Here is a 22,647-nt window from a genome sequence, read left to right on the forward strand (position 1 = left end):
CATGTATGAGGATATCCATATCGGTGGGGTGCTGATCTCCTCCTTCGTCGCCTACGCGCTCGCCGCCTTCGTGATCCTCCTCGGCCTGCGCTGGGTCTTTGCCCGGATCCGGTTCAGCCGCTACGTCGCCAACGCGCCGCTCGCCGAGGCCGGCATCTACGTCTGCGTCCTCGCCCTCCTGATCGCGTTCATCTGATGCCTGCCACCACCGCCGACGAGGACGATCCCAGAGCCGCCCACCGCGAGGAGGCGCCGGGCCCGTCCGATCCGCCGCCCCTCACCGCGCGGCGGGGCCGCGCCGGGAAGCTCCTCCGGCTCGCCGCCACGGGCGTGATCCTGCTCGTCGCCTTCGCGGCCGCCTGGTTCGTGTGGGAGTTCTACGTGGCGGCGCCGTGGACCCGGGACGGCCGGGTCCGCGTGCAGGTCGCCAACATCGCCCCGCAGGTCTCCGGGCAGATCGTGGCGCTGCGCGTGCAGGACAACCAGCTCGTCCGGAAGGGCGACCTGCTCTACGTGATCGATCCGATCGATTTCGAGGTCGGCGTCACCTCGGCCGATGCCGAGGTGAAGAACAGGGAGGCCGACCTTCAGGTGAAGAACGCGCAATCGGCCCGGCGCCAGGCGCTCACCACGGTGTCGACCTCCATCGAGGAGAAGCAGCAATTCGCCGGGACCGCCAAGATCGCCGAGGCGGCGCTCGAGAGCGCGCAGGCGCAGCTGCGGCAGGCCAAGGTTAACCTCGAACGGACCCAGGTGAAGTCCACGGTGAACGGGCGCGTCACCAACCTGCTGATGCGGGTCGGCGACTACGCCCGCACCGGCACCTCGAACATCAGCATCGTCGATACGGATTCATTCTGGATCGACGGCTATTTCGAGGAGACCAAGATGGCCAACATCCATGTCGGCGACGCGGCCGACGTGAAGCTGATGGGCTACGACCCGCATCTCACCGGGACGGTCGAGAGCATCACCCTCGGCATCTCGACGGCGAATGCCGCAGCGAGCACCCAGGGCCTGCCGGACGTGAACCCGGTCTACACCTGGGTGCGCCTCGCCCAGAGGGTCCCGGTTCGCGTCCGCATCGACCGCAAGCCCGCCGACGTGCCGCTGGTCGCCGGCATGACCGCCACCGTGGTGGTGGGCGACGGCCGCGCCCCGATGCCGACGTGGTTCATGGATCTGCGCAACCGGGTCTCCGCCTTCACGGGCTCGCAGACAGACGTCCAGACCGGGGCGCGTTAGGAGCTTCGTTCCGACAGGTCGTTGCCGCCCTATTCGGTCGTGCGCCGCCGTCGCCGTGTCAGCGCTGTGACTCGGTCGCCATCCTGACGGCGAGCGCCGCGAACACCGTTCCCATCACCCAGCGCTGCAGGGTGGCGAACGAAGGCCGATGCGTGAAGAACCTCGCGATCGCACTCGCGGACACGATGAAGATCGCGTTGATCATAAGGCTGATGACGATCTGCGTCGTGCCGAGGACGAGAGCCTGGCTCAGGACGCTGCCGTTTGCGGGATCTATGAATTGCGGCAACAGCGAGAGATACACGATCGCGATCTTGGGATTCAGCAGGTTGGTCAACAATCCCATCGCGAACAGCCTGACCGGGCTGCTGGGCGGCAAGTCTTTGACCTGGAACGCCGAACGACCCCCCGGGCGTACGGCTTGCACGGCGAGCCACAGCAGATATAGCGCGCCCGCCATGCGAACGGCATCGTAGGCATAGGGTACGGCCAGGAGCAGGGCCGTGATGCCGAACGCGGCACACAGCATGTAGACGACGAAGCCGAGTGCGACGCCGCCGAGGGATACGAACCCGGCGGCCCTACCCTGGCAGATCGAACGCGAGATCACGTAGGCCATGTTCGGTCCCGGGGTCAGGACCATCCCGACGGCAACGGCTGCGAATGCGAGCAAGTTGTGTGCGTCGGGCATCTGTCCTGGCTTTCCCACCATCCGGCGACTCGGTGCGAGAGGAAGATACCGCATCGTGCCGCCCGATCGTATGAGCGAACCTCGGTCCTGCCCGTTGGTTCTGCACAGACGCGAGAAGCGCGCCGCCGAGGAGGCGACCATGTTCCGGACCGTGTTCACCGCAGTCGCCGTTTGGTGTGCGGCGGGTCCTGCCTTAGCGGCCCCCGAGAAGGCTGCGGTGTTCGACTTTCAGTTCTCCAACCTCTCCCCCGTGCCGGGCGACGCAGCGGACCGGGCGCGGCTCGAACGCACCAGCGACCAATTGCGCGACCTTCTGCAGACGAAGGGCCTGTTCGTGGTCGTGCCGACCGACCCGGTGAAGGACGAGGTCGCCAAAAGCGCCGACCTGCGCCGCTGCAACGGCTGCGCAGACGCCTTCGCCCGCAAGCTCGGCGCCGACGTGGCGATCACCGGTGAGGTCCAGAAGGTTTCGAACCTGATCTTGAACCTGAATGTCTACGTCAAGCCGCTCTCCGGAAACGCCCCGGAGAAGGCCTACAGCGTCGACCTGCGCGGCGACACGGACGAATCCTTCGAACGCGGCATCCGATTTCTGGTCGAGAACAACATGGGTGCCGGCAAGTAGAACGCGGTCGATCCAGACGGGCACGACGGAAACTTTTGCGGCGCCGTGCGGTGTCCCGTAAGTCTTTGAACCGGCGATGCCGCGTTGCAGCGGGTGCGCGCGAACCCTGAAAATATTAAGCGCGGCCGGACATTGCGTGTTGACGCGCATTCTAAGCCGGCGCAATCTTCGGATGTGTTCAGCAATACCGAACACGAGCCGGATCGACGGCCGGCACATCGGGAATGTGCTGTACCGGGTCGGTTGCCGGAAGCAGGAGGAGACAGGGATGACTCCACCGCAGCGTGACGCCGCCTAGACGGCTTCGGGACAGGTTCGGCCCGGAATCCAGCGGCATCAGACGAACAACCGGACGGAAGCGGCCTCAGGGGCGCAGAAGCGGCCAAGCGATGGTCCGTCTTCGAATGCGCGAAAGGCCCCACTTTGCGCCGCTTCCGCCGCGGTTTCCATTAGATCCAGAACGGTCATCTACCGCCCGGTGTCGCCGCGGCGGGCTTACGTCGTGGTGGGACGACTGCCAGCCCCAATGTCCGCGCCCGAGATGAGGCCGACCGGCCTGGACCTCTCAAGCCAACACACGAGGCCGGGAGACATCGTCCGGCAAGGCGCGCGTCGCAAGACCGGGTGGGGCGCGCTTCGCCGGATTGACCTCAGGCGATGCCGAGCTTGTCCTTCAGCAGCGCGTTGACCGCCGCCGGGTTCGCCTTGCCGCCGGTCGCCTTCATGGTCTGGCCGACGAACCAGCCGAGCAGGGTCGGCTTCTCCTTCGCCTGGGCGACCTTGTCGGGGTTGGCCGCGATGATCTGGTCGATCGCCGCCTCGATGGCGCCGGTGTCGGTGACCTGCTTCATGCCGCGGCTCTCGACCACGGCGCGCGGGTCGCCGCCCTCGGTCCAGACGATCTCGAACAGGTCCTTGGCGATCTTGCCGGAGATGACGCCCTCGCCGATCAGGTCCACGATCGCCCCGAGCTGGTCGGCCGAGACCGGCGTCGCGTCGATCGAGAGCCCCTCCTTGTTGAGGCGGCCGAACAGCTCGTTGATCACCCAGTTGGCCGCGGCCTTGCCGTCGCGGCCCTTGGCGACCGCCTCGTAGTAGTCGGCCGAGGCCCGCTCGGCCACGAGCACGCCGGCATCGTAGGGCGACAGGCCGTAATCGTTCACGAACCGCGCCTTCTTGGCGTCCGGCAGCTCCGGCAGGCCGGATGCCAGCGCGTCGACATAGGCCTGGTCGAACTCGAGCGGCAGCAGGTCGGGATCGGGGAAGTAGCGGTAATCATGCGCTTCTTCCTTGGAGCGCATCGAGCGGGTCTCGCCCTTGCCCGGATCGAACAGGCGGGTCTCCTGGTCGATCTTGCCGCCGTCTTCCAGGATCGCGATCTGGCGCCGGGCCTCGATCTCGATCGCCTGGCCGATGAAGCGGATCGAGTTGACGTTCTTGATCTCGCAGCGCGTGCCCAGCGGCTCGCCCGGGCGGCGCACCGAGACGTTCACGTCGGCGCGGAGCGAACCCTTCTCCATGTCGCCGTCGCAGGTGCCGAGATAGCGCAGGATCGTGCGCAGCTTGGTCACGTAGGCCTTGGCTTCCTCAGACGAGCGCAGGTCCGGCCGGGAGACGATCTCCATCAGCGCCACGCCCGAGCGGTTGAGGTCGACGAAGCTGCGCAGCGGGTCCTGATCGTGCAGCGACTTGCCGGCATCCTGCTCCAGGTGCAGCCGCTCGATGCCGACCGTGATCGACGTGCCGTCGGCCATGTCGACCAGCACCTCGCCCTCGCCGACGATCGGGTCCTTGTACTGCGAGATCTGGTAGCCCTGCGGCAGATCCGGGTAGAAGTAGTTCTTCCGGTCGAACACCGAGCGCAGGTTGATCTGCGCCTTCAGGCCGAGACCCGTCCGCACGGCTTGCGCGATGCATTCGGCGTTGATCACCGGCAGCATGCCGGGCATCGCGGCGTCGACCAGCGAGACGTGGTCGTTCGGCTCGGCCCCGAATTCGGTCGAAGCGCCGGAGAACAGCTTCGCCCGGCTGGAGACCTGGGCATGGATCTCCATGCCGACGATCACCTCCCAGTCGTGCAGGCCGCCCTTGATCAGTTTCTTGGGATCGACAGGTGCGTTCATGGTGGTCCGGGCCGGGATGTGATGCGGTCTCCGCACGATCCGATCCGCAACCTCATCCTGAGGGTGCTGCGCAGCAGCCTCGAAGGAGGGCTCCAGGGATCGCGCGGAGCCTGGATGGCTCCTTCGAGGCCCGCTGACGCGGTCACCTCAGGATGAGGTCGCGGGTGGGATCGCGACCGGTGCCGCGCTCCTACACTTGAAGAACATCTACGGGCCGCGCGCGCCAAGAATCAAGCGCGCCGGGCGATCGTCCGCCGGACGCCGTAGGCGAGCATCGCCCAGAGCAGGGCGGCGATCGTCCGCACCGGGAAGAAGGTCGGCCCGTCGTGCGTGATCGGCGCCGGCCACGGGATGCCGGCCGCGCTCACCGCCCACGAAAACAGGACCGAGAAGCCGAGCGCCGCGATCGCCGCGATGAACACCTTGCCGAACTGGCTGGCGGTCCAGCCGAGATAGACCGCCACCACGATCAGCGCCGGATCGAACGCGGCCCAGATCCAGACCGTCCAGGGATAGAAGGGGACGGTCATGCCCACCAGGGCTCTGGCAGGACGGTCCGGCCGGCGGCCTCCTCGATCACCTGGGCGACCGCGAACAGCGTCTCCTCGTCGAAGGGGCGGCCGATCAGCTGGAGGCCGAGCGGCAGGCCCTGGCCGTCGATCCCGGCCGGCACGGCGATGCCCGGCAGGCCGGCCATGTTCACCGTCACGGTGAACACGTCGTTGAGGTACATCTCCACCGGGTCGGCCGAGGCCTTCTCGCCGATCCCGAAGGCCGAGGACGGCGTGGCCGGGGTCAGGATCGCGTCGACGCCCGCCGCGTAGGCCGCCTCGAAGTCGCGCTTGATCAGGGTGCGGATCTTCTGGGCGCGGACGTAATAGGCGTCGTAGTAGCCGGCCGACAGCACGTAGGTGCCGATCATGATCCGGCGCTTGACCTCGCGGCCGAAGCCGGCGGCGCGGGTGTTCTCGTACATCCCGGCGATATCCTTGCCGGGCACGCGAAGGCCGTAGCGGACGCCGTCGTAGCGCGCGAGGTTCGAGGACGCCTCGGCCGGGGCGACGATGTAATAGGCCGGCAGCGCCGAGGCAGTGTGCGGCAGCGAGATCTCTTTGATCGTCGCGCCGGCATCCTTCAGCCAGGCGGCGCCGTCGTCCCAGAGCTTCTGGATCTCGGGCGGCATGCCGTCGACCCGGTACTCCTTCGGGATGCCGATGGTCAGGCCCTTCACGCCGCGGCCGACCGCGGCCTCGAAGTCCGGCACCGGGAGGTCGACGCAGGTGGTGTCGCGCGCATCCGGACCGGCCATCGAGCCGAGCAGGATCGCGCAGTCCCGCACCGTGCGGGCGATCGGGCCGGCCTGGTCGAGGGAGGAGGCGAAGGCCACGGTGCCCCAGCGCGAGCAGCGGCCGTAGGTCGGCTTGATGCCGACCGTGCCGGTGAAGGCGGCGGGCTGGCGGATCGAGCCGCCGGTATCGGTGGCGGTGGCGCCCAGGCACAGCCGCGCCGCGACGGCCGCGGCCGAACCGCCGGAGGAGCCGCCCGGCACGAGCTGCGCGTCGGACCCCTTCCGGCGCCAGGGCGAGACCACGTTGCCGTAGGCGCTGGTCTCGTTGGACGAGCCCATGGCGAACTCGTCGAGGTTCAGCTTGCCCAGCATCACGGCGCCGTCGCGCCACAGGTTGGCCGAGACGGCCGATTCGTAGTGCGGCACGAAGGTTTCGAGGATCTTGGAGCCCGCCGTCGTGGTGACGCCCTCGGTGCAGAACAGATCCTTGATCCCGAGCGGGATGCCCTCGAGCGGCCGCGCCGCGCCGGCCGCGATCTTTTCGTCCGCTTCATCCGCCATCTTGAGGGCTTGGTCGGGGGTCTCGCGAATGTAGGCGTTCAGCACGCGGGCCTTGGCCATGGCGTCGAGATGCGCCTGGGTCAGCTCGCGGGCCGAGATCCGCTTCGCCTTGAGGGCGTCGCGCGCCTCGGCCAGGGTGAGTTCGTTCGGATCCACGCTGTTCCCGTCCTCGCGCGCCACGGCGCGCATGCCCGCCAGAATGTTTGCTTCGCCGAAGGCTGGATGCAGCCTACTCGACGACCTTCGGAACCAGGAAGTAATTGTCTTCGGTCTCGGGGGCGTTGGCGACCACGTCCGCGGCGCGGCCGCCGTCGGTGACCACGTCCTCGCGCTTCTTCATCGCCATCGGGGTCACCGAGGTCATCGGCTCGACGCCGCTCACGTCGATGGCGCCGAGCTGCTCGACGAAGGCCAGGATGGCGTTCAGCTCACCCTGCAGCGGACCGACCTCGTCGTCGGTGACCGCGATCCGCGCCAGATGCGCGATACGCCGAACCGTCTTCTCGTCGACCGACATGCCGTCCCGTTCGTCCCTGCCCGGGAGGCATCCCCGGCGCCGGCCGCGCTATAGCACTGCGGTTCGACGCGCCGCAACGCGGGCGTTAAAGCCGGTCCACCCCTCACGATGGCGGGCGGGACGCCGGATCAGGTCACCACGTGGTTCGGCGTGACCGACATCTCGATGGTGATGCCGGCCGGGCGAACGGGCCGGAAGACCGATTGCGAGGCTCCGAAGACCAGGACTTCGAAGGCCAGGACCAGCATCCAGCATTGCTTGCGGGTCACGGATCGTTTGCGGCGGAGCGGAGCCGGTGAGCAGGGCTGGCCGATCGTCGTCATGGCGATACCCGGTTTGTGGATTAACGAAGTCTTAACCTACCTATTCGCGAACGGCTCCGGGCGCATCCGGGTCGATCTACGGAGAGCGTTAACGCTGTGGACGGTGGAGTGGCTGTGATGTGGGAGTCGGTGTTCACGAGCCTGTCGGCGGGGTTCACGGCGCGGGGTGCCGACCTCGACCGCGCCGCGGCGGAGCTGGGATTCCCTCTGCCCGCCTCCTACCGCAGCTTCTGCGAGACCTGCGGCATCGGCCTGGCGGGCGGGCAGGTCCGGATCGCCGTGCCGTCGCCGTACGAGGCCAGCGATCTGGCCACCCAGGCCGGGGTGATCGCCGTCAGCGTCGGCAACGCCGTGGCGATGCTGGAGGACGGCGGGGAGCCGCACCGCTTCGATGTCGAAGACGGCGACCCGGCGGTGATCGAGCGCGCGTGCTTCTTCGGCGCCGGCGAGGACGGCAGCTTCCTGTTCTGGGACGTCTCCGGCACCGGCGAGGAATACGACATCTGGCTGCTGGCGCCCGACCTCGAAACGGTGCGGTTCGGCGGCGAGAGCCTGGTCGACTTCTTTACCCGTGTGACCGGACCCGCCGCCGCCCTGGTCCTGGGCCCCGGGGCGGCGCCGCTCCCCGCCCGGTTCGAGGGGATCTCGGAAGCCACGCTGGCGCGGGGCGCCGGGCTGGCGTAGGGCCACGCCATGAACTTCGACGAGATCCGCACCTTCGCGGCCGCATCGCGCGGTGACGCGCGCCTGATCGGGGTCGATCTCGGCACCAAGACGATCGGGCTCGCCCTGTCGGATCTCGGCCGCCAGATCGCGAGCCCCCTCGAGACGATCCGCCGGGTGAAGTTCACCCCGGACGCGCAGCGCCTCGCCGCCTTGTGCCGGCAGCACGCCGTCGGCGGGCTGGTGATCGGGCTGCCCCTGAACATGGACGGCAGCGAGGGGCCGCGGGTGCAATCGACCCGCGCGTTCATCCGCAACCTCAAGCCGATCATCGACATCCCGCACGTCTTCTTCGACGAGCGCCTGTCCACCGCCGTGGTGACCCGGGCGCTGATCGAGGCGGATGCGTCCCGGGCCAGGCGCGGCCAGCTCGTGGACAAGCTCGCCGCCGCCTACATCCTGCAGGGCTGCCTCGACGTGATGCGCAACCTCGCCGATTCCGACGCGGACGCCCTCAGCGACTGAGGAGCGAGACGGCCCCGCTGCCGTGCCGCTCGATCCGGCCGTCGAGCTCCAGCTCCAGCAGCACCGTCTGCACCACCCGGGCGCCGACCCCGGCGCTGCGCGCCAATTCGTCGGTGCCGACCGGGCTCGGCCCCAGCAGGGCGATGATTCTCTGGCGGTCGTCCGCGGGCTCCTCCGGCTCGACCGCCGGCGCGTCGGGGCCCGCGGCCATCCTGGCGCTGCCGTCGAGCAGGTCCGCCCGCCCGTCGAGATCGATCTCGTCCCAAAAGTCCGGTTGCTCGGCGAAGTCCGGCCGCTCCCGCGCGGGGGCCGCGTCGGGATCGGGACCGCGATCGATGATCGGGCCGATCACGGCGAGGACGTGGTCGATGTCGGCCACCAGGGTCGCGCCCTGGCGGATCAGGTCGTTGGTGCCCTCCGCCCGCGGGTCGAGCGGCGAGCCCGGGACGGCGAAGACCTCCCGGTTCTGCTCCAGGGCGTAGCGTGCCGTGATCAGCGAGCCGGAGCGGCGCGCCGCCTCGACCACGATCGTGCCGTAGGCGAGGCCCGAGATGATGCGGTTGCGCCGGGGGAAGTCGCGGCCCCGCGCCTCCCAGCCGATCGGCATCTCGGCCACCACCGCTCCGCCCTCCCCCAGGATCGCGTCGACCAGGGCCGCGTGGCTGGCGGGGTAGATCCGGTCCTGCCCGCCGGCCATCACGGCGACGGTGCCGGTCTGCAGGCTGGCCTTGTGGGCGCGGGCGTCGATCCCCCGGGCGAGCCCCGAGACCACGGCGAGGCCGGATTCGCCGAGGCCCCGGGCCAGCCGCTCCGTGAAGGCGAGCCCCGCGGTCGATGCGTTGCGCGACCCAACGATGGCGATGGCGGGCCGCGCCAGGATCCTGGAGTCGCCGCGCAGGGCGATGAGCGGCGGGGCCGCGTCGGTGGCTTGGAGCAGGCGCGGGAAGTCCGGCTCGCCGGTGGCGAGCAGCCGGCCCCCGAGGCGCGCCAGGGCGGCGACCTCGTCCTCGGCCTGCCTCCGGCTCGGCGGCTCGACGCGTCTGCCCTGGCGCCCGGTCAGGGCCGGCAAGGCTTCGAGGGCCGCGGCCGCCCCGCCGAACCGGTTGATCAGGGTGCGGAAGCTGCGGGGGCCGACGCCCTCGGTCCGGATCAGCCGCAGCCAATCGAGGCGCTGGGCATCGCTGAGCTGCATGGCGCACCCCCGGGATCACGCCGTCGCGCGTGACGGCTCAGCCCTTCTGGCCGATGCGCCCCTCGGTGCCGGCCGCGAGTCGCCGGATGTTGGGTGCGTGCTTCCACCATAGCAGCAGGCCGAGCATCAGGAACAGCACAGCTTGCGTCGGCGCACCGAGCGCCCACAGCACGAGCGGCGTCGCCGCGGAGGCGGCCAGCGCCGCCAGCGACGAGTATTTCAGCGCGAAGGCCAGGCCGAGCCAGATCGCCGCGAAGGCCGCCAGAGCCGGCGGGCTGAAGGCCAGCAGCACGCCGATGAAGGTCGCCACCCCCTTGCCGCCCTTGAAGCCGAGCCAGACCGGGAAGAGGTGGCCGAGGAAGGCTCCGAGGCCGGCCGCCAGCGCCGGACCCTCGCCGAGCTGACGGGCGATCAGCACCGCGGCGGTCCCCTTCAGGGCATCGCCCAGCAGCGTCGCGGCGGCGAGGCCCTTCCGGCCGGTGCGCAGCACGTTGGTCGCGCCGATATTGCCCGAGCCGATCGCCCGGACGTCGCCGAGCCCGGCAAACCGCGTCAGGATGAGCCCGAACGGAATCGAGCCCAGGGCGTAACCCAGGGCAAGGCCGCCGAGGACGGCGGGCGTCGCGAGGTCCGGGAGCGTCATGCCGCGGCCGCGAGATCGTCGAGGGCGTGCACCGTCCGGCCACCCACCAGCGTCAGCACCGCGGCGCCCTGGAGGCGCGCCTCGTCGAAGGGCGAGTTCTTGGACCGCGACTTGAGCCGCCGCTTGTCGAGCACGTAGGGCAGATCGGGGTCGATCAGCACCAGGTCGGCCGGCGCGCCGACCGCCAGCCGGCCCGCCTCGCGGCCGAGGATCCGGGCCGGGTTCACGGTGAGCGCCGCCACGAGCTTGGCGAGCGCGAGGTCGCCGGTGTGGACCAGCCGCAGGGACGCGCCGAGCAGGGTCTCGATCCCGAGCGCCCCGTCGGCCGCCTCCGCGAAGGGCAGGCGCTTGGTCTCGACATCCTGCGGGTTGTGGTCGGAGACGACCACGTCGATCACGCCCTCGTTCAGGGCCTGCACCATGGCGTGCCGGTCGGCCTCGTCCCGCAGCGGCGGCGAGAGCCGGCAGAAGGTGCGGTAATGGCCGATGTCGTTCTCGTTCAGCACGAGGTTGTTGACCGAGACTCCGCAGGTCACCGGCAGCCCGTCCTGCTTGGCCCGGCGCACGATCTCGACCGAATCGGCGGTCGAGATCATGGCCGCGTGGTAGCGGGCACCGGTCAGCCGGACGAGGCGGATGTCGCGCTCCAGCATCACGGTCTCGGCCTCCCGGGGGATGCCCATCAACCCGAGGCGGGAGGCGAGCTCGCCCTCGTTCATCACGCCCTCGGCGACGAGGTCGGCCTCCTCGACATGCTGCATCAGCAGGGCGTCGAAATCCCGGGCGTAGGTCAGGGCGCGGCGCATCACCTGGGCGTTGCCCACCGCGTGCAGGCCATCGGTGAACGCCACCGCGCCCGCTTCCTGGAGCAGGCCGAACTCGGTCATCTCCTTGCCGGCCAAGCCCTTGGTGATGGCGGCCGCGGGCAGGACGTTGACGCACGCGGTGTCGCGGGCGCGGCGAAGCACGAAGTCCACGATCGCCGGGCCGTCGATCACCGGGTTGGTGTCGGGCATGCAGACCAGGGTGGTGACGCCGCCCGCCGCCGCCGCGGCGCTGGCCGAGGCCAGGGTCTCCCGGTGCTCGGCCCCCGGCTCGCCCACGAAGGCGCGCATGTCGATCAGGCCCGGGGTGAGGACCCGCCCGCGGCAATCGATCCGCTTGGCCTCCGCCGGGGCTCCGGGGGCGGCACCCTCCGCGATGTCGGCGATCCGGCCGTCGCGCACCAGCACGGCGCCGCGCGTCTCGCGGCCCGTCGCCGGGTCGAGGAGGGTCGCGTCGGCCAGAAGAATGCTGCTCACAGGGGCGCTCTCGCTGAGGATGCGGGGCCGTCGAGACGCATGGCGAGGCCGGCCGCCGCCATATGGGCCTTGGCCTCGGCGACGCTCGCCTGCCCGAAATGGAAGATCGAGGCGGCCAACACGGCGCTGGCGCCGCCCTGGGCCACGCCGGCCACGAGGTCGTCCAGCCCGCCGACTCCGCCCGAGGCGATCACCGGGACGCTCACGGCGTCGCTGATCGCCCGCGTCAGCGCGAGGTCGTAGCCGGAGCGCGTCCCGTCCTTGTCCATGGAGGTGACCAGCAGCTCGCCCGCGCCCTTTGCGGCTACCAGGCGGGCGAACGCCACCGCGTCGATCCCGGTCGGATCGCGGCCGCCATGGGTGAAGATCTCCCAGCGGGCGGCTTCGCCGGGGGCGGAGACCCGCTTGGCGTCGATCGCCACCACGATGCACTGCGCGCCGAATTTTTCCGCCGCGCGGGCGACGAGGTCCGGATCCTTCACGGCGGCGGTGTTGATCGCGACTTTGTCGGCACCGGCGAGCAGCAGCCCGCGCACGTCCTCGACCGCGCGGACGCCGCCGCCGACGGTGAGCGGCATGAAGCAGGCCTCGGCTGTCCGGCTGACGATGTCGAGCAGCGTCCCGCGGGCCTCGCGGCTGGCGGTGATGTCGAGGAAGCACAGCTCGTCGGCCCCGGCCGCGTCGTAGACCTTGGCGGCCTCCACCGGATCGCCGGCGTCGCGCAGGCCCTCGAAGCGGACGCCCTTCACGACGCGCCCGTCCTTCACGTCGAGGCAGGGGATGATGCGGGTTTTGAGCACAGGATCACCTTCTCAGCCGAGCGTGTCTTCAGAATCGATCGAGAAGAGTCGTGTTGTCAGCTCGTCGCGGCCATAGGGGCACTCTTTCGGGAAGACGCGCAACGGCAAGCCGGTCTCGACCGAAGCTTCGTCTCTGGCATCCCGATAGGCACGTTCCAACGCTTGCGCGAGACGGCTCTTGAGCCCGGGATTATCCGTCAACAGATCGGCCGCCCTATTGCGATGTGTTCGGATGGAGATCATCCAGCTGCGTGTCCTGCGATCCGGCTGATGATCCCATTTCAGCATATGCAGCAGAATTAAACGCCACGCGCTTACGAGGCTATTGAATTCACTGCGGCCCAAACTCTCAATCTCCTCGGCCAGGTTTTCGAGGTCCAGACCGCTGAAATCGCGCGCGCGCAGACGTTTACCCTGCTCCTGGGTCCAGGTATAGAAATCACCCGCGTAGGTAGTCCCGGTCGTGGCGGCGCGGACCGCCACCTTTGCAGCACGCATCGGTGCCTCCCAAGGAATCCTGCAAACAAGTCGTCTTCAAGCAATCCTATCACGCCACCGGGCCGCGCGCCTGCGCGATCGCCGCGAGCGCCGCCTGCGGGTCGATGCGGCCGTCGTAGAGGGCCCGGCCCGTGATGGCGCCGGCGATGAGGGCGCAATCGGGCTGGAGCAGGCGGTGCACGTCGTCGATCGAGGCGAGGCCTCCGGAGGCGATCACCGGGATCCGCACGGCCTGGGCCAGCGCCAGGGTCATCTCGACGTTGAGGCCCTTGAGGATCCCGTCGCGGGCGATGTCGGTGTAGATGATGGCCGCGACGCCGGCATCCTCGAACCGGCGGCCGAGTTCCTCGGCGGTCATGCTGGAGGTCTGCGCCCAGCCCTCGACGGCGACGCGGCCGTCCTTGGCGTCGATGCCCACCGCGATCTTGCCCGGATGGAGGCGTGCCGCCTCCCGCACGAATCCGGGGTCGCGCACGGCGGCGGTGCCGATGATCACCCGGGCCACGCCCTTCGCCAGCCAGCCTTCCAGCGTCTTCATCTCGCGGATGCCGCCGCCGAGCTGCACCGGGATGCCGACCCGGGCGAGGATCGCGTCCACCGCGGCGGCGTTGCGCGGCGCGCCCGCGAAGGCGCCGTCGAGATCGACCACGTGCAGCCAGGGGAAGCCCTGGTCCTCGAAGGTCGCGGCCTGGGCGGCCGGATCGTCGCCGAAGATCTTGGCCTGCGCCATGTCCCCCTGGATGAGGCGGACGCAGCGCCCTTCCTTCAGGTCGATCGCCGGGTACAGGATCACGGGTGGTCGTTTCCTTCTGGCCGAAGCCGGAGCCCGCTCAAGGGCGCCAGTTCAAAAAGTTCGCGATGAGAGCCAGGCCGAGGCGCTGGCTCTTCTCGGGGTGGAATTGCGTGCCGGCGACGTTGCCGCGGGCGACCATGGCGGTGACCGGCCCACCGTACTCGGCCTGCGCGACCACGTCCTCCGGGTGCGCGGCGGCGAGCGCGAAGCTGTGGACGAAGTACGCGTGCAGGCCGTCTTCCCCGGTGGGAATACCGGCGAGCAGCGCGTGGTCGCGGGCGATCCGCAGGGTGTTCCAGCCCATATGGGGGATCTTGAGCGCGGGATCGGACGGGCGGATCGGCGCGACGTCGCCCGGGATCCAGCCGAGGCCCGGCGTGGTCTCGTATTCGAGGCCGCGGGTCGCGAGCAGCTGCATGCCGACGCAGATCCCCAGGAACGGCCGGGCGGCGACCTGCGCCACCTCGGTCATCGCTTCGACCATGCCGGGGACGGCGTCGAGCCCGCGCCTGCAATCCGCGTAGGCGCCGACGCCCGGCAGCACGACGCGGTCGGCGGCGGCCACCACGGCCGGGTCGGAGGTCAGGCGGATGCGCGCGTCGCGCCCGCTCTCGCGGGCGGCACGCTCGAACGCCTTGGCGGCCGAATGGAGGTTGCCCGACCCGTAATCGATGATCGCGACCGTCTCGGTACTCATGCGGGTCTCGACGTGACACTCACCGGGCGATTTCCTGCGCGGGGAACAGGCCGATCACCGGCTCGGTGCGTCGGGTCGGCCCGGCCGGGAACGGCGCCCGCGGCGCCGCCGCGCTGGAATCGAGCCAGCGGTTGAGGGCGCGGGCCTCGGCCTCCTCGGCGGTGGCGGCGATGACGGCATCCCGGGCCGGCCAACCCCGGCGCGCCAGGGTCCAGCGGCGCAGGCTCGAGGCTTCGAGGCCGACCAGCCAGGAAGCCAGCAGCGTGACGAGCGTGGCGATCCCCGGCGGCAACCCCAGCATGTGGCCGATGCCGGCCAGCGCGACGAATCCAACGAGGACGATCAGCGCCGCGATCCATAGGCGGTGGAACAGGAACCACAGAACGCCGAACGCGAAGGCCGGCCAGGCAAAGCCGTCGGGCACGAGCACCGCCCGGTCGAGGCCGACGGATTCGCCCGGCCGCGCGTCGATCGGCAGGTGGAGCGTGTAGCTGCGCATCCGCATGGCGGGTCTCCCGGCTCCGGCACCGTCCCGAAAGGTGTTTTCGGGACGACGCAAACGTAAGGACGAAACGACGGTCTACAGGGAGCCCTTCGTGGAGGGAACGCGTCCCTCCTCGCGGGGATCGATCGCGACCGCCTTCCGCAAGGCGCGGGCCAGGCCCTTGAAGCAGCTCTCGGCGACGTGGTGGGCGTTGTCGCCGTACAGGGTCTCGACGTGCAGCGTCAGCCCGGCATTCATGGCGAAGGCCTGGAACCACTCGCGCACCAGTTCGGTGTCGAACTGCCCGATCTTCTCCACCTTGAACGTGGTGCGGAACACCAGGAAGGGCCGGCCCGAGATGTCGACGCAGACCCGCGTCAGCGCCTCGTCCATGGGCAGGTGGATGTCGGCGTAGCGCGTCACCCCGCGCTTGTCGCCGAGCGCCTTGGCGAAGGCCTGGCCCAACGCGATGCCGCAATCTTCCGCGGAATGGTGCTGGTCGATATGCAGGTCGCCATCGACCTTCACCTCCAGGTCGAACAGGCCGTGCCGGGCGAACAGGTCCAGCATGTGATCGAGGAAGCCGATGCCGGTGGCGATCTTCGACTGCCCGGTCCCGTCGAGGCCGACGCTGACCGCGATGTCGGTCTCGGCGGTCTTCCGGCTGATGGAGGCGCTGCGCATGTGTTTCGGACTTCGTGGCGGGGCGGCCGGGGCCACGAGCGCCTTCTAGTGTGAGTTTCTTTGGAATGGAAAGGGCACGGCCGCCCTATCCGTGCAGGACCCGGCCCGCCACGGCGTCGAGCTTGGCCAGCACCGCAGGGTCGCGGGCGGTCGGCGCGGTCATGATCGCGCCGTCCAGCGCCCGGTGCGAACCCGCCGGGCAGGGTTCGCGCTCGGCCGGGAAATCGCGGGCGAGCCGTGCCACCAGCCGGGCGGCCTTGTCGGCGTTGGCCCTTGCCACCGCGATCACCGCGGCGACGTCCACCGCGTCGTGGCCGGGGTGCCAGCAATCGTAGTCGGTCACCATGGCGATGGTGGCGTAGGTGATCTCGGCCTCGCGAGCGAGCTTCGCCTCGGGCATGTTGGTCATGCCGATCACGTCGAACCCCTGCGCCTTGTAGGCCCGGGATTCGGCGAGCGACGAAAATTGCGGGCCTTCCATGCAGACATAGGTCCCGCCGCGATGGACGGGAATGTCCTCGGCCCTGGCCGCCGCCGCGATGCGCGCCTGCAGGTTCGGGCCGACCGGATGCGCGAGCGAGACGTGGGCCACGCAGCCGTCGCCGAAGAACGACGACGCGCGCCCATGGGTGCGGTCGACGAACTGATCCACCAGCACGAACAGGCCCGGGGGCAGTTCCTCGCGGAACGAGCCGCAGGCCGAGAGCGAGACCAGATCCGTCACGCCCGCCCGCTTCATCGCGTCGATGTTGGCGCGGTAGTTGATGCCCGACGGCGAGAACCGGTGGCCGCGTCCGTGACGGGCCAGGAACACGATCTTGGTGTCGCCGATCCGGCCGATGCGCAGGGCGTCCGAGGGCTCGCCCCAGGGCGACGTGACCTGCTCCTCGCGCACGTCTTCCAGGCCCGGCAGGTCGTAGACCCCGGACCCGCCCATCACCCCGAGCACCGCTGCCGTCATGCCGGTTTCCCTTTTGTGAGCTGCATCCCATCCACCACCGCATCCTGAGGTGCCGGAGCGAAGCGGAGGCCTCGAAGGAGGTCGCCACAACGCGGAGCGATCCCTCGAACCCTTCTTCGAGGCTGCTGCGCAGCACCTCAGGAGGGGGGCGGATGGGATCGGTGTCGCCGAGAGGCCGACAGCCGCGTTCGCCGACCGGTAGCACGCAGTCCCAACGCAAAAAAGATGGGCCCCCCGAAGGAGGCCCACCCGGCAGGATCGGTGAGGCGGCGCCTCAGAAGGTCTTGTGCAGCTCCGGCTGGAGGCCGTGGACCTCGCCGCCGACATCGGCCCAGACCTTCTTCTTCACGTAGTAGAGCAGCCCCGACATGATGATCAGGAACAGGATCACCCGGAAGCCAAGCGCCTTGCGGTCCATCATGTGCGGCTCGGCCGCCCACATCAGGAAGGCCGAGACGTCCTTGCCGTACTGGTCCACCGTCTCGGGGACCACGGGCTGGCCGGCGTCGTTCTTGGCGTAGGTGACCTGCCCGTCGGTGATCGGCGGCGGCATCGCGATGATGTGGCCGGGATAGTACTTGTTGTAGTGGCCGCCATCGGGGACCGTGAAGTCCTTCGGCGCCTCCTCGTAGCCGTTGAGGAGCGCGTGGATGTAGTCGGGCCCCTGCTCGGAATAGCCGATCAGCGGCAGCCAATCGGTCAGGAAGTACAGCGAGCCGCGGGAGAAGGTCCGCGCCTTGGCGATCACCGAGAAGTCCGGCGGTGCCTTGCCGCCGTTGGCGGCCGCCGCGGCCTGGTCGTTCGGGAAGGGCGGCGGGAACGTGTCCGCCGGCCGGCCCGGCCGGTCGAACATGTCGCCGGCATCGTTCGGGCCGTCCTTGACCTGGTAGGTCGCGGCCAGCGCCTTGACCTGCGCGGCCGAGAAGTCCGGACCGCCTTCCTGGGCGAGGTTGCGGAAGGACACCAGCTTCATCGAGTGGCAGGCGGAGCAGACTTCCTTGTAAACCTGGAAGCCGCGCTGAAGCTGAGCTGTGTCGAAGCGGCCGAACGTGCCGGCGAAGCTCCAGTTGACGCGGCCCGGCACCGGACCGCCATGCCCTTCCTGGGCGGAGGCCGGCACGGCGCCGATCAGCAGCGCCGCGAGGGCGGCGGCAGCGGTCGTCGAGAGGACGCGGGTCATCATCATGGTTCCGTCGTCACCCCGTCAGCCTTTGGTGGTCGGAGCGGCGGCGGCGCCCGCCGGCATCCCCGATCCGCTCACCTGTTTGCCCGGCCCGGTCACGCTCTCCAGGATCGAGGCCGGGAGCGCCTTGGGCGTCTCGAACAGGCCGCAGAGCGGCATCACGATCAGGAAGTGGGCGAAGTAGTAGGCCGTGCAGATCTGCGACGCGATCACGTAGCCCCCCTCCGGCGGCTGGGATCCGAGCCAGCCCAGGAGGAAGGTCGCGCCGATGAACGCCCAGAAGAACTGCCGGTAGATCGGCCGGTAGTTGCAGGAGCGCACCCGCGACCAATCCAGCCACGGCGCGAAGGCCAGGATGATCACCGCAGAGAACATCAGGATCACGCCGCCGAGCTTGCTCGGGACGGCCCGCAGGATCGCGTAGAACGGCAGGAAGTACCATTCGGGCACGATGTGCGCGGGAGTCACTGCCGGGTTGGCCGGGATGTAGTTGTCGGCGTGGCCCAGGTAGTTCGGCTGGTAGAACAGGAACCACGCGAACAGGATCATGAACACGCAGGTGGCGAACCCGTCCTTGACGGTGGCGTAGGGGGTGAACGGCACCGCGTCCTTGCCCGACTTGATCGGGATGCCGGCCGGGTTGTTCTGGCCGGTGACGTGCAGCGCCCAGACGTGCAGCACGACGACGCCGGCGATCATCCAGGGCAGCAGGTAGTGCAGCGAGAAGAACCGGTTCACGGTCGGGTTGCCGACCGAGTAGCCGCCCCACAGCAGGGTCTGGATGGTGTCGCCCACCACCGGGATCGCCGCCAGGATGTTGGTGATGACGGTGGCGCCCCAGAAGCTCATCTGGCCCCACGGCAGCGTGTAACCGAGGAACGCGGTCGCCATCATCAGCAGGTAGATGATCACGCCCAGGATGTAGAGCACCTCGCGCGGGGCCTTGTACGAGCCGTAATACAGCGCCCTGAACATGTGGACGTAGACCGCCACGAAGAACATCGACGCGCCGTTGGCGTGCGCGTAGCGCAGCAGCCAGCCGTAATTCACGTCGCGCATGATCTTTTCGACGGAATTGAACGCGCCCGTCGCCGAGGGCTCGTAGTGCATCGCCAGCCAGACGCCGGTGACGATCTGGATTCCCAGGAAGGCGGCTAGGATCGCCCCGAAGGTCCAGAAGTAGTTGAGGTTGCGCGGGACGGGATAGGCGATGAAGGACGAGTGCACGAGCCCGGCGATCGGCAGCCGGGCCTCGAACCATTTGGCGACGCGACTCTTCGGGACGTACGTGCTGGCAGTTCCGCTCATGTCCGCGTCCTTCTCACGCCGCTTCCTTGCCACCCTCGCCGATCCGGATCTTCGTATCCGTCTCGAAGGCGTAGGGCGGGATCGGCAGGTTGATGGGGGCCGGCCCGTGGCGGACGCGCCCGACGGCGTCGAACTGCGAGCCGTGGCAGGGGCAGGCCCAACCCTCGAAGCTGCCCTGGTGGCCGATCGGCACGCAGCCGAGATGCGTGCAGTTGCCGTAGACGATCAGCCACTGGTCGTGGCCCTTCTTGACCCGGGTCGGGAAGGCCGCCGGATCGATCATCGCCGAGAGCGGGACCGCCTCCATGTCGGTCACCTCCTTGGCGGTGAGCTTACGGACGAAGATCAGCTTGCCGCGCCAGAAGACGTTGACGATCTGGCCGTCCTGGATCGGCGTCAGATCGACGTCGATCGGCGCCCCGGCCGCGATCGTGTCTGCGTCGGGCGCCATGGACGAGACCAGAGGCCACGCCGCGGCACCCACACCGACCGCGAGGCCGGCCCCGGTGGCGAGGAACAGGAAGTCGCGGCGGCTGCCGTCCTGAGGGCTGCCCTCCCGGGATGCGGAAGTAGTGGCGGAGGTGGTCGCCAAGATTTGGAACTCCGTGCGTCGGCGTGAGGGCCGCAGGTGCCCTGCCCTGATGTCCCGGCCGTACCGAGATCAAAGCATTATCGTTCTAATCTGAGCAATGAGACCGTCTGCCACCCCCAAGTCAAGCTATGCCGGGAGGCCCGGGGGCGTGCTTAGGTCACGATCGTTGTCATATGTTGCAGGGCAGCGCCCGGCCTGCGCTGCTACGCCACGGCGCTGTCGAGACGGGTCGTTCCGCCGTCGAGGAATCCCCCGGACTGGCGGGCCCAGAGGCCGGCATAGACGCCGCCGCGGGCGACGAGCTCGGCATGCGTGCCCTCCTCGACGATTCGGCCCCGGTCGATCACCACCAGGCGGTCGAGCGCCGCGATCGTCGACAACCGGTGGGCGATCGCCACCACGGTCTTGCCGGCCATCAGCGTGTCCAGTGATTCCTGGATCGCCGCCTCGACCTCGCTGTCGAGGGCGGACGTCGCCTCGTCCAGGATCAGGATCGGCGCGTCCTTGAGCATGACCCGGGCGATGGCGATGCGCTGGCGCTGGCCGCCCGACAGCTTGACGCCGCGCTCGCCGACCTGAGCGTCGTAGCCCCGGCGGCCCTTGTGATCGACGAGATCGGCGATGAACTGGTCGGCATGGGCCAGCCGGGCGGCGCGATCGATCTCTTCCTGTGTGGCCCCGGGACGCCCGTAGCCGATGTTCTCGCGGATCGACCGGTGCAGCAGCGACGTATCCTGGCTGACCATCGCGATGGCCTCGCGCAGCGATTGCTGTGTCACCGTCGCGATGTCCTGGCCGTCCACCAGGATCCGGCCGCTCTCGACCTCGTAGAGGCGCAGCAGCAGGCTCGCGAGGGTGGATTTGCCCGCGCCGCTGACGCCGACGAGACCGACCTTCTCGCCGGGGCGGATCGTCAGCGTGAAATCCTCGATCACGGTGGCGTCGCCGCGCCCGTAATGGAAGCCGACATTTTCGAAGCGGATCTCGCCGCCCGCCACCACCAACTCGCGGGCCTCCGGGGCATCGACCAGCGCGTGCGGGCGCGCCATGGTCTGCATGCTCTCCTGAATGACCCCGACATTCTCGAACACGCCGCGGACCGTCTGCATCACCCAGCCGGACATGGCGATGAGCCGCAGGATCAAGGCGAGGCCGGCCGACGCTTCGCCGGTGGTCATGCTACCGTCGCGCCAGAGAATCAGGCAGGCCGCCCCGGTGGCGACCAGCAGCGCGCTGTTGAGCATCCCGAGTAGGCTCGTCGTCAGGGTCACCAGCCGGAACTGGTAGAGGTAGGCGTCGGTGTGGACCTCCACCGCGTCGCGCACCGTCGCGCGCTCCTCACGGTCGCGGGCGAACAGCTTGACGGTGAGGATGTTGGTGTAGCTGTCGACGATGCGCCCGATCAGGACCGAGCGGGTGTCAGCGGTCTTGTGCGAACGGGTCCGGGCACGGGGCACGAACCACGTCGTGAGCGCGGCATAGGCGCCGATCCAGACCAGAACCGGCAAAGCGAGCCAGGGCGAGATCGACCCGAACAGCCCGACCGCGGTGACCGCGTAGATCGCCACGTAGAGCAGCGTGTCGATGAACACGACGGCGAGCTCACGCACCGCCGGGCCCACCTGCACGACGCGGTTGGCGAGGCGGCCGGAGAAGTCGCCCTGGAAGTACGAGAGCGAATGCCCGAGGGTGTAGAGATGCGCCCGCCAGCGGATCTGGCTGGTCGATTGCGGCACGATCAGCTGGTTGGACAGCACCTCGTGCAGCCAGATCGAGATCGGCCGCACCAGGGCGATCAGCAGGAACACCAGCCCAAGGCCGACCGCATGGTCCGACAGGACGCTGGCCCGGTCGGCCGTGGCCAACAGGTCGATGAACCAGCGCATGACCAGGTAGAGCGAGGCCTCGACGGTCCCGGCCACCACCGCGATGATGAACAGCGCCACCAGGGCGGCCCGGATCGGACGCAGGTAGAAGCCGGCAAATCCCAGAACCGTCTGCGGCGGGGTCCGCGTCTCGTCGAAGGGCGCGAACGGATCGACCCGGCGCTCAAGCCAATTCAGGAACATGTCTTCCGGGCGTAATGCTGGGGGAGCCCATCATGTAAGCGCCGGCCGGCGAGCGCCAAGCGCGCGCGGTCGTCGCGGCGGCCGGGCTTCTCGCAACGGTGCCCCTCGCCAGGACCGGCCGGGCTCGGCCGGTCCCGTTCGCGCGGGTGAGGCTCAGCGCGCCAGGGCGAGCGTCGCACCCGACTTGGTCAGCGCGCCTTCGAGCGCGCCGCCGCCCTGGCGCAGCCGCGCCGCGACGGTGCCGCCCGGCTGGTACAGGTAGACCTCGCCATCGCGGAAATCCCAGGCCGAGACCCGGGCGAGGTCCTTGTTGGGGCAGCCGGAGGCCGAGGCCTTGTAGAGGTCCAGCGCCGGGGCGCTGGACAGGGTCACCTTGCAGCTCCCGCCGGTCGCGTCCCGCGCATCCCAGCTGCCGACCACCGAGGCGCGGCCGCTGGTGACGACGGGCGGCGGGGGCGGCGGCGGTGCGACCGGCTCGGCGATGACCGTGGGAGTGTTGGGCGCCGCGTTGGCCTGGGCGCCGGGCGGCGGCGGCGCGTCGGGGCTTGCGCTCGCGCCCGGCGGGGGTGCGAGTGGCGCCGCCGTCACCGTGCCCGACGGGACCGCCTGGACGGAATCGAGGGGCGCCTGCGACGGAGCCCGGGCCCGCGGGCTTTCCAGGCGGGTGGAGGCGCAGGCGCCGAGGGTGGCGCTCAGGCACAGGGCGGCGAAGGTCGGCAGGCTCGGGCGCAGCATCGGACCACTTCGGATCAGGCTTGGGAAAAGCGCACGGCGGCGCCTTGGCCCCTGACTCGATGGCAAATGCGCTGACGGCAAGGCGACCGCCCCGGCCGCACCCGAGTCCGCTGCGGACGGCGGACCTTTTCGCCCCGGTGTGGCCG

Annotated in this window: 26 protein-coding genes; 5 read left to right on the forward strand and 21 right to left on the reverse strand. The window is 69.5% G+C overall.

Annotated elements, in window-relative coordinates; genetic code table 11:
• The first annotated feature begins 1 nt into the window (after window position 1).
• Window positions 2–196: a DUF1656 domain-containing protein gene (locus FV233_RS02680; RefSeq protein ID WP_147855123.1), complete on the forward strand. Its 195-nt coding sequence runs from the start codon at window positions 2–4 to the stop codon at window positions 194–196.
• Window positions 196–1,245, forward strand: coding sequence for an HlyD family secretion protein (locus FV233_RS02685; protein ID WP_147855122.1), 1,050 nt, complete (start codon window positions 196–198; stop codon window positions 1,243–1,245). Before FV233_RS02680 ends, FV233_RS02685 begins: the two co-directional genes overlap by 1 nt.
• Window positions 1,246–1,303: 58 nt before the next feature.
• On the opposite strand, the gene FV233_RS02690 is transcribed toward FV233_RS02685, so the two are convergent.
• Window positions 1,304–1,936 carry a LysE family translocator gene (locus tag FV233_RS02690; RefSeq protein ID WP_147896530.1) on the reverse strand — a complete coding sequence of 211 codons (633 nt, stop codon included), beginning with the start codon at window positions 1,934–1,936 and terminating at the stop codon, window positions 1,304–1,306.
• Between the two features lie 139 nt (window positions 1,937–2,075).
• Here FV233_RS02690 and FV233_RS02695 point away from each other — a divergent pair, with 139 nt between their 5' ends.
• Window positions 2,076–2,561: a DUF3280 domain-containing protein gene (locus tag FV233_RS02695; RefSeq protein ID WP_147855120.1), complete on the forward strand. Its 486-nt coding sequence runs from the start codon at window positions 2,076–2,078 to the stop codon at window positions 2,559–2,561.
• A 650-nt stretch (window positions 2,562–3,211) separates the two neighbouring features.
• Here the strand turns inward: FV233_RS02695 and gatB are convergent.
• From gatB to FV233_RS02720, 5 genes are all read right to left on the reverse strand, one after another.
• Window positions 3,212–4,684, reverse strand: a complete 1,473-nt coding sequence (gene gatB / locus FV233_RS02700) for an Asp-tRNA(Asn)/Glu-tRNA(Gln) amidotransferase subunit GatB (protein WP_147855125.1) — start codon at window positions 4,682–4,684, stop codon at window positions 3,212–3,214.
• 230 nt (window positions 4,685–4,914) lie between these two features.
• Window positions 4,915–5,214: a hypothetical protein gene (locus FV233_RS02705; protein ID WP_147855119.1), complete on the reverse strand. Its 300-nt coding sequence runs from the start codon at window positions 5,212–5,214 to the stop codon at window positions 4,915–4,917.
• Window positions 5,211–6,689 (reverse strand): Asp-tRNA(Asn)/Glu-tRNA(Gln) amidotransferase subunit GatA, encoded by a 1,479-nt coding sequence (gene gatA, locus FV233_RS02710; protein ID WP_246689888.1) that lies wholly within the window; start codon window positions 6,687–6,689, stop codon window positions 5,211–5,213. Before gatA ends, FV233_RS02705 begins: the two co-directional genes overlap by 4 nt.
• 73 nt (window positions 6,690–6,762) lie before the next feature.
• Complete coding sequence (gene gatC / locus FV233_RS02715; protein ID WP_147856906.1) at window positions 6,763–7,050, reverse strand: Asp-tRNA(Asn)/Glu-tRNA(Gln) amidotransferase subunit GatC; 288 nt, start codon at window positions 7,048–7,050, stop codon at window positions 6,763–6,765.
• A gap of 128 nt (window positions 7,051–7,178) precedes the next feature.
• A complete protein-coding gene (locus FV233_RS02720) occupies window positions 7,179–7,373 on the reverse strand; it encodes a hypothetical protein (protein ID WP_147896532.1) in 195 nt (64 codons plus the stop codon).
• A 117-nt stretch (window positions 7,374–7,490) separates the two neighbouring features.
• Here FV233_RS02720 and FV233_RS02725 point away from each other — a divergent pair, with 117 nt between their 5' ends.
• The gene (locus tag FV233_RS02725; RefSeq protein WP_147896533.1) at window positions 7,491–8,057 is read left to right on the forward strand and encodes an SMI1/KNR4 family protein; all 567 of its coding nucleotides are present in this window, start codon (window positions 7,491–7,493) and stop codon (window positions 8,055–8,057) included.
• Between the two features lie 9 nt (window positions 8,058–8,066).
• Window positions 8,067–8,561 (forward strand): Holliday junction resolvase RuvX, encoded by a 495-nt coding sequence (gene ruvX, locus FV233_RS02730; protein ID WP_147896534.1) that lies wholly within the window; start codon window positions 8,067–8,069, stop codon window positions 8,559–8,561.
• Here the strand turns inward: ruvX and dprA are convergent.
• From dprA to FV233_RS02805, 15 genes are all read right to left on the reverse strand, one after another.
• The gene (gene dprA, locus FV233_RS02735) at window positions 8,551–9,753 is read right to left on the reverse strand and encodes a DNA-processing protein DprA (protein ID WP_147896535.1); all 1,203 of its coding nucleotides are present in this window, start codon (window positions 9,751–9,753) and stop codon (window positions 8,551–8,553) included. The two genes, ruvX and dprA, sit on opposite strands and share 11 nt — an antisense overlap.
• A 37-nt stretch (window positions 9,754–9,790) precedes the next feature.
• Window positions 9,791–10,396, reverse strand: a complete 606-nt coding sequence (gene plsY, locus FV233_RS02740) for a glycerol-3-phosphate 1-O-acyltransferase PlsY (protein WP_147896536.1) — start codon at window positions 10,394–10,396, stop codon at window positions 9,791–9,793.
• Window positions 10,393–11,697, reverse strand: a complete 1,305-nt coding sequence (locus tag FV233_RS02745; RefSeq protein WP_147896537.1) for a dihydroorotase — start codon at window positions 11,695–11,697, stop codon at window positions 10,393–10,395. The genes plsY and FV233_RS02745 overlap by 4 nt, the downstream gene beginning before the upstream one ends.
• Window positions 11,694–12,497, reverse strand: a complete 804-nt coding sequence (gene hisF / locus FV233_RS02750; protein WP_147896538.1) for an imidazole glycerol phosphate synthase subunit HisF — start codon at window positions 12,495–12,497, stop codon at window positions 11,694–11,696. Before hisF ends, FV233_RS02745 begins: the two co-directional genes overlap by 4 nt.
• A gap of 12 nt (window positions 12,498–12,509) precedes the next feature.
• A complete protein-coding gene (locus tag FV233_RS02755; RefSeq protein ID WP_147857169.1) occupies window positions 12,510–12,995 on the reverse strand; it encodes a DUF29 domain-containing protein in 486 nt (161 codons plus the stop codon).
• A gap of 49 nt (window positions 12,996–13,044) precedes the next feature.
• Window positions 13,045–13,788: a 1-(5-phosphoribosyl)-5-[(5-phosphoribosylamino)methylideneamino]imidazole-4-carboxamide isomerase gene (hisA, locus tag FV233_RS02760; RefSeq protein ID WP_147896539.1), complete on the reverse strand. Its 744-nt coding sequence runs from the start codon at window positions 13,786–13,788 to the stop codon at window positions 13,045–13,047.
• Window positions 13,789–13,825: 37 nt separating this feature from the next.
• Window positions 13,826–14,485 (reverse strand): imidazole glycerol phosphate synthase subunit HisH, encoded by a 660-nt coding sequence (gene hisH / locus FV233_RS02765; protein ID WP_147896540.1) that lies wholly within the window; start codon window positions 14,483–14,485, stop codon window positions 13,826–13,828.
• Between the two features lie 19 nt (window positions 14,486–14,504).
• Window positions 14,505–14,990, reverse strand: coding sequence for a DUF2628 domain-containing protein (locus tag FV233_RS02770; protein WP_147896541.1), 486 nt, complete (start codon window positions 14,988–14,990; stop codon window positions 14,505–14,507).
• Window positions 14,991–15,065: 75 nt separating this feature from the next.
• Window positions 15,066–15,653, reverse strand: a complete 588-nt coding sequence (hisB, locus tag FV233_RS02775) for an imidazoleglycerol-phosphate dehydratase HisB (RefSeq protein ID WP_147896542.1) — start codon at window positions 15,651–15,653, stop codon at window positions 15,066–15,068.
• A gap of 85 nt (window positions 15,654–15,738) precedes the next feature.
• Window positions 15,739–16,614 carry an S-methyl-5'-thioadenosine phosphorylase gene (locus FV233_RS02780; protein ID WP_147855553.1) on the reverse strand — a complete coding sequence of 292 codons (876 nt, stop codon included), beginning with the start codon at window positions 16,612–16,614 and terminating at the stop codon, window positions 15,739–15,741.
• 274 nt (window positions 16,615–16,888) lie between these two features.
• Window positions 16,889–17,800: a cytochrome c1 gene (locus FV233_RS02785; RefSeq protein WP_147855554.1), complete on the reverse strand. Its 912-nt coding sequence runs from the start codon at window positions 17,798–17,800 to the stop codon at window positions 16,889–16,891.
• Between the two features lie 18 nt (window positions 17,801–17,818).
• Window positions 17,819–19,105: a cytochrome b N-terminal domain-containing protein gene (locus tag FV233_RS02790; RefSeq protein WP_147855555.1), complete on the reverse strand. Its 1,287-nt coding sequence runs from the start codon at window positions 19,103–19,105 to the stop codon at window positions 17,819–17,821.
• A 13-nt stretch (window positions 19,106–19,118) separates the two neighbouring features.
• A complete protein-coding gene (petA, locus tag FV233_RS02795) occupies window positions 19,119–19,697 on the reverse strand; it encodes a ubiquinol-cytochrome c reductase iron-sulfur subunit (protein WP_147896543.1) in 579 nt (192 codons plus the stop codon).
• Between the two features lie 203 nt (window positions 19,698–19,900).
• Window positions 19,901–21,766, reverse strand: coding sequence for an ABC transporter ATP-binding protein (locus tag FV233_RS02800; protein WP_147896544.1), 1,866 nt, complete (start codon window positions 21,764–21,766; stop codon window positions 19,901–19,903).
• Between the two features lie 153 nt (window positions 21,767–21,919).
• Window positions 21,920–22,501: an AprI/Inh family metalloprotease inhibitor gene (locus tag FV233_RS02805; protein WP_147896545.1), complete on the reverse strand. Its 582-nt coding sequence runs from the start codon at window positions 22,499–22,501 to the stop codon at window positions 21,920–21,922.
• Between the last annotated feature and the right edge of the window lie 146 nt (window positions 22,502–22,647).

This window comes from Methylobacterium sp. WL7 (assembly GCF_008040085.1).
GTDB classification, from domain to species: Bacteria; Pseudomonadota; Alphaproteobacteria; order Rhizobiales; family Beijerinckiaceae; genus Methylobacterium; species Methylobacterium mesophilicum.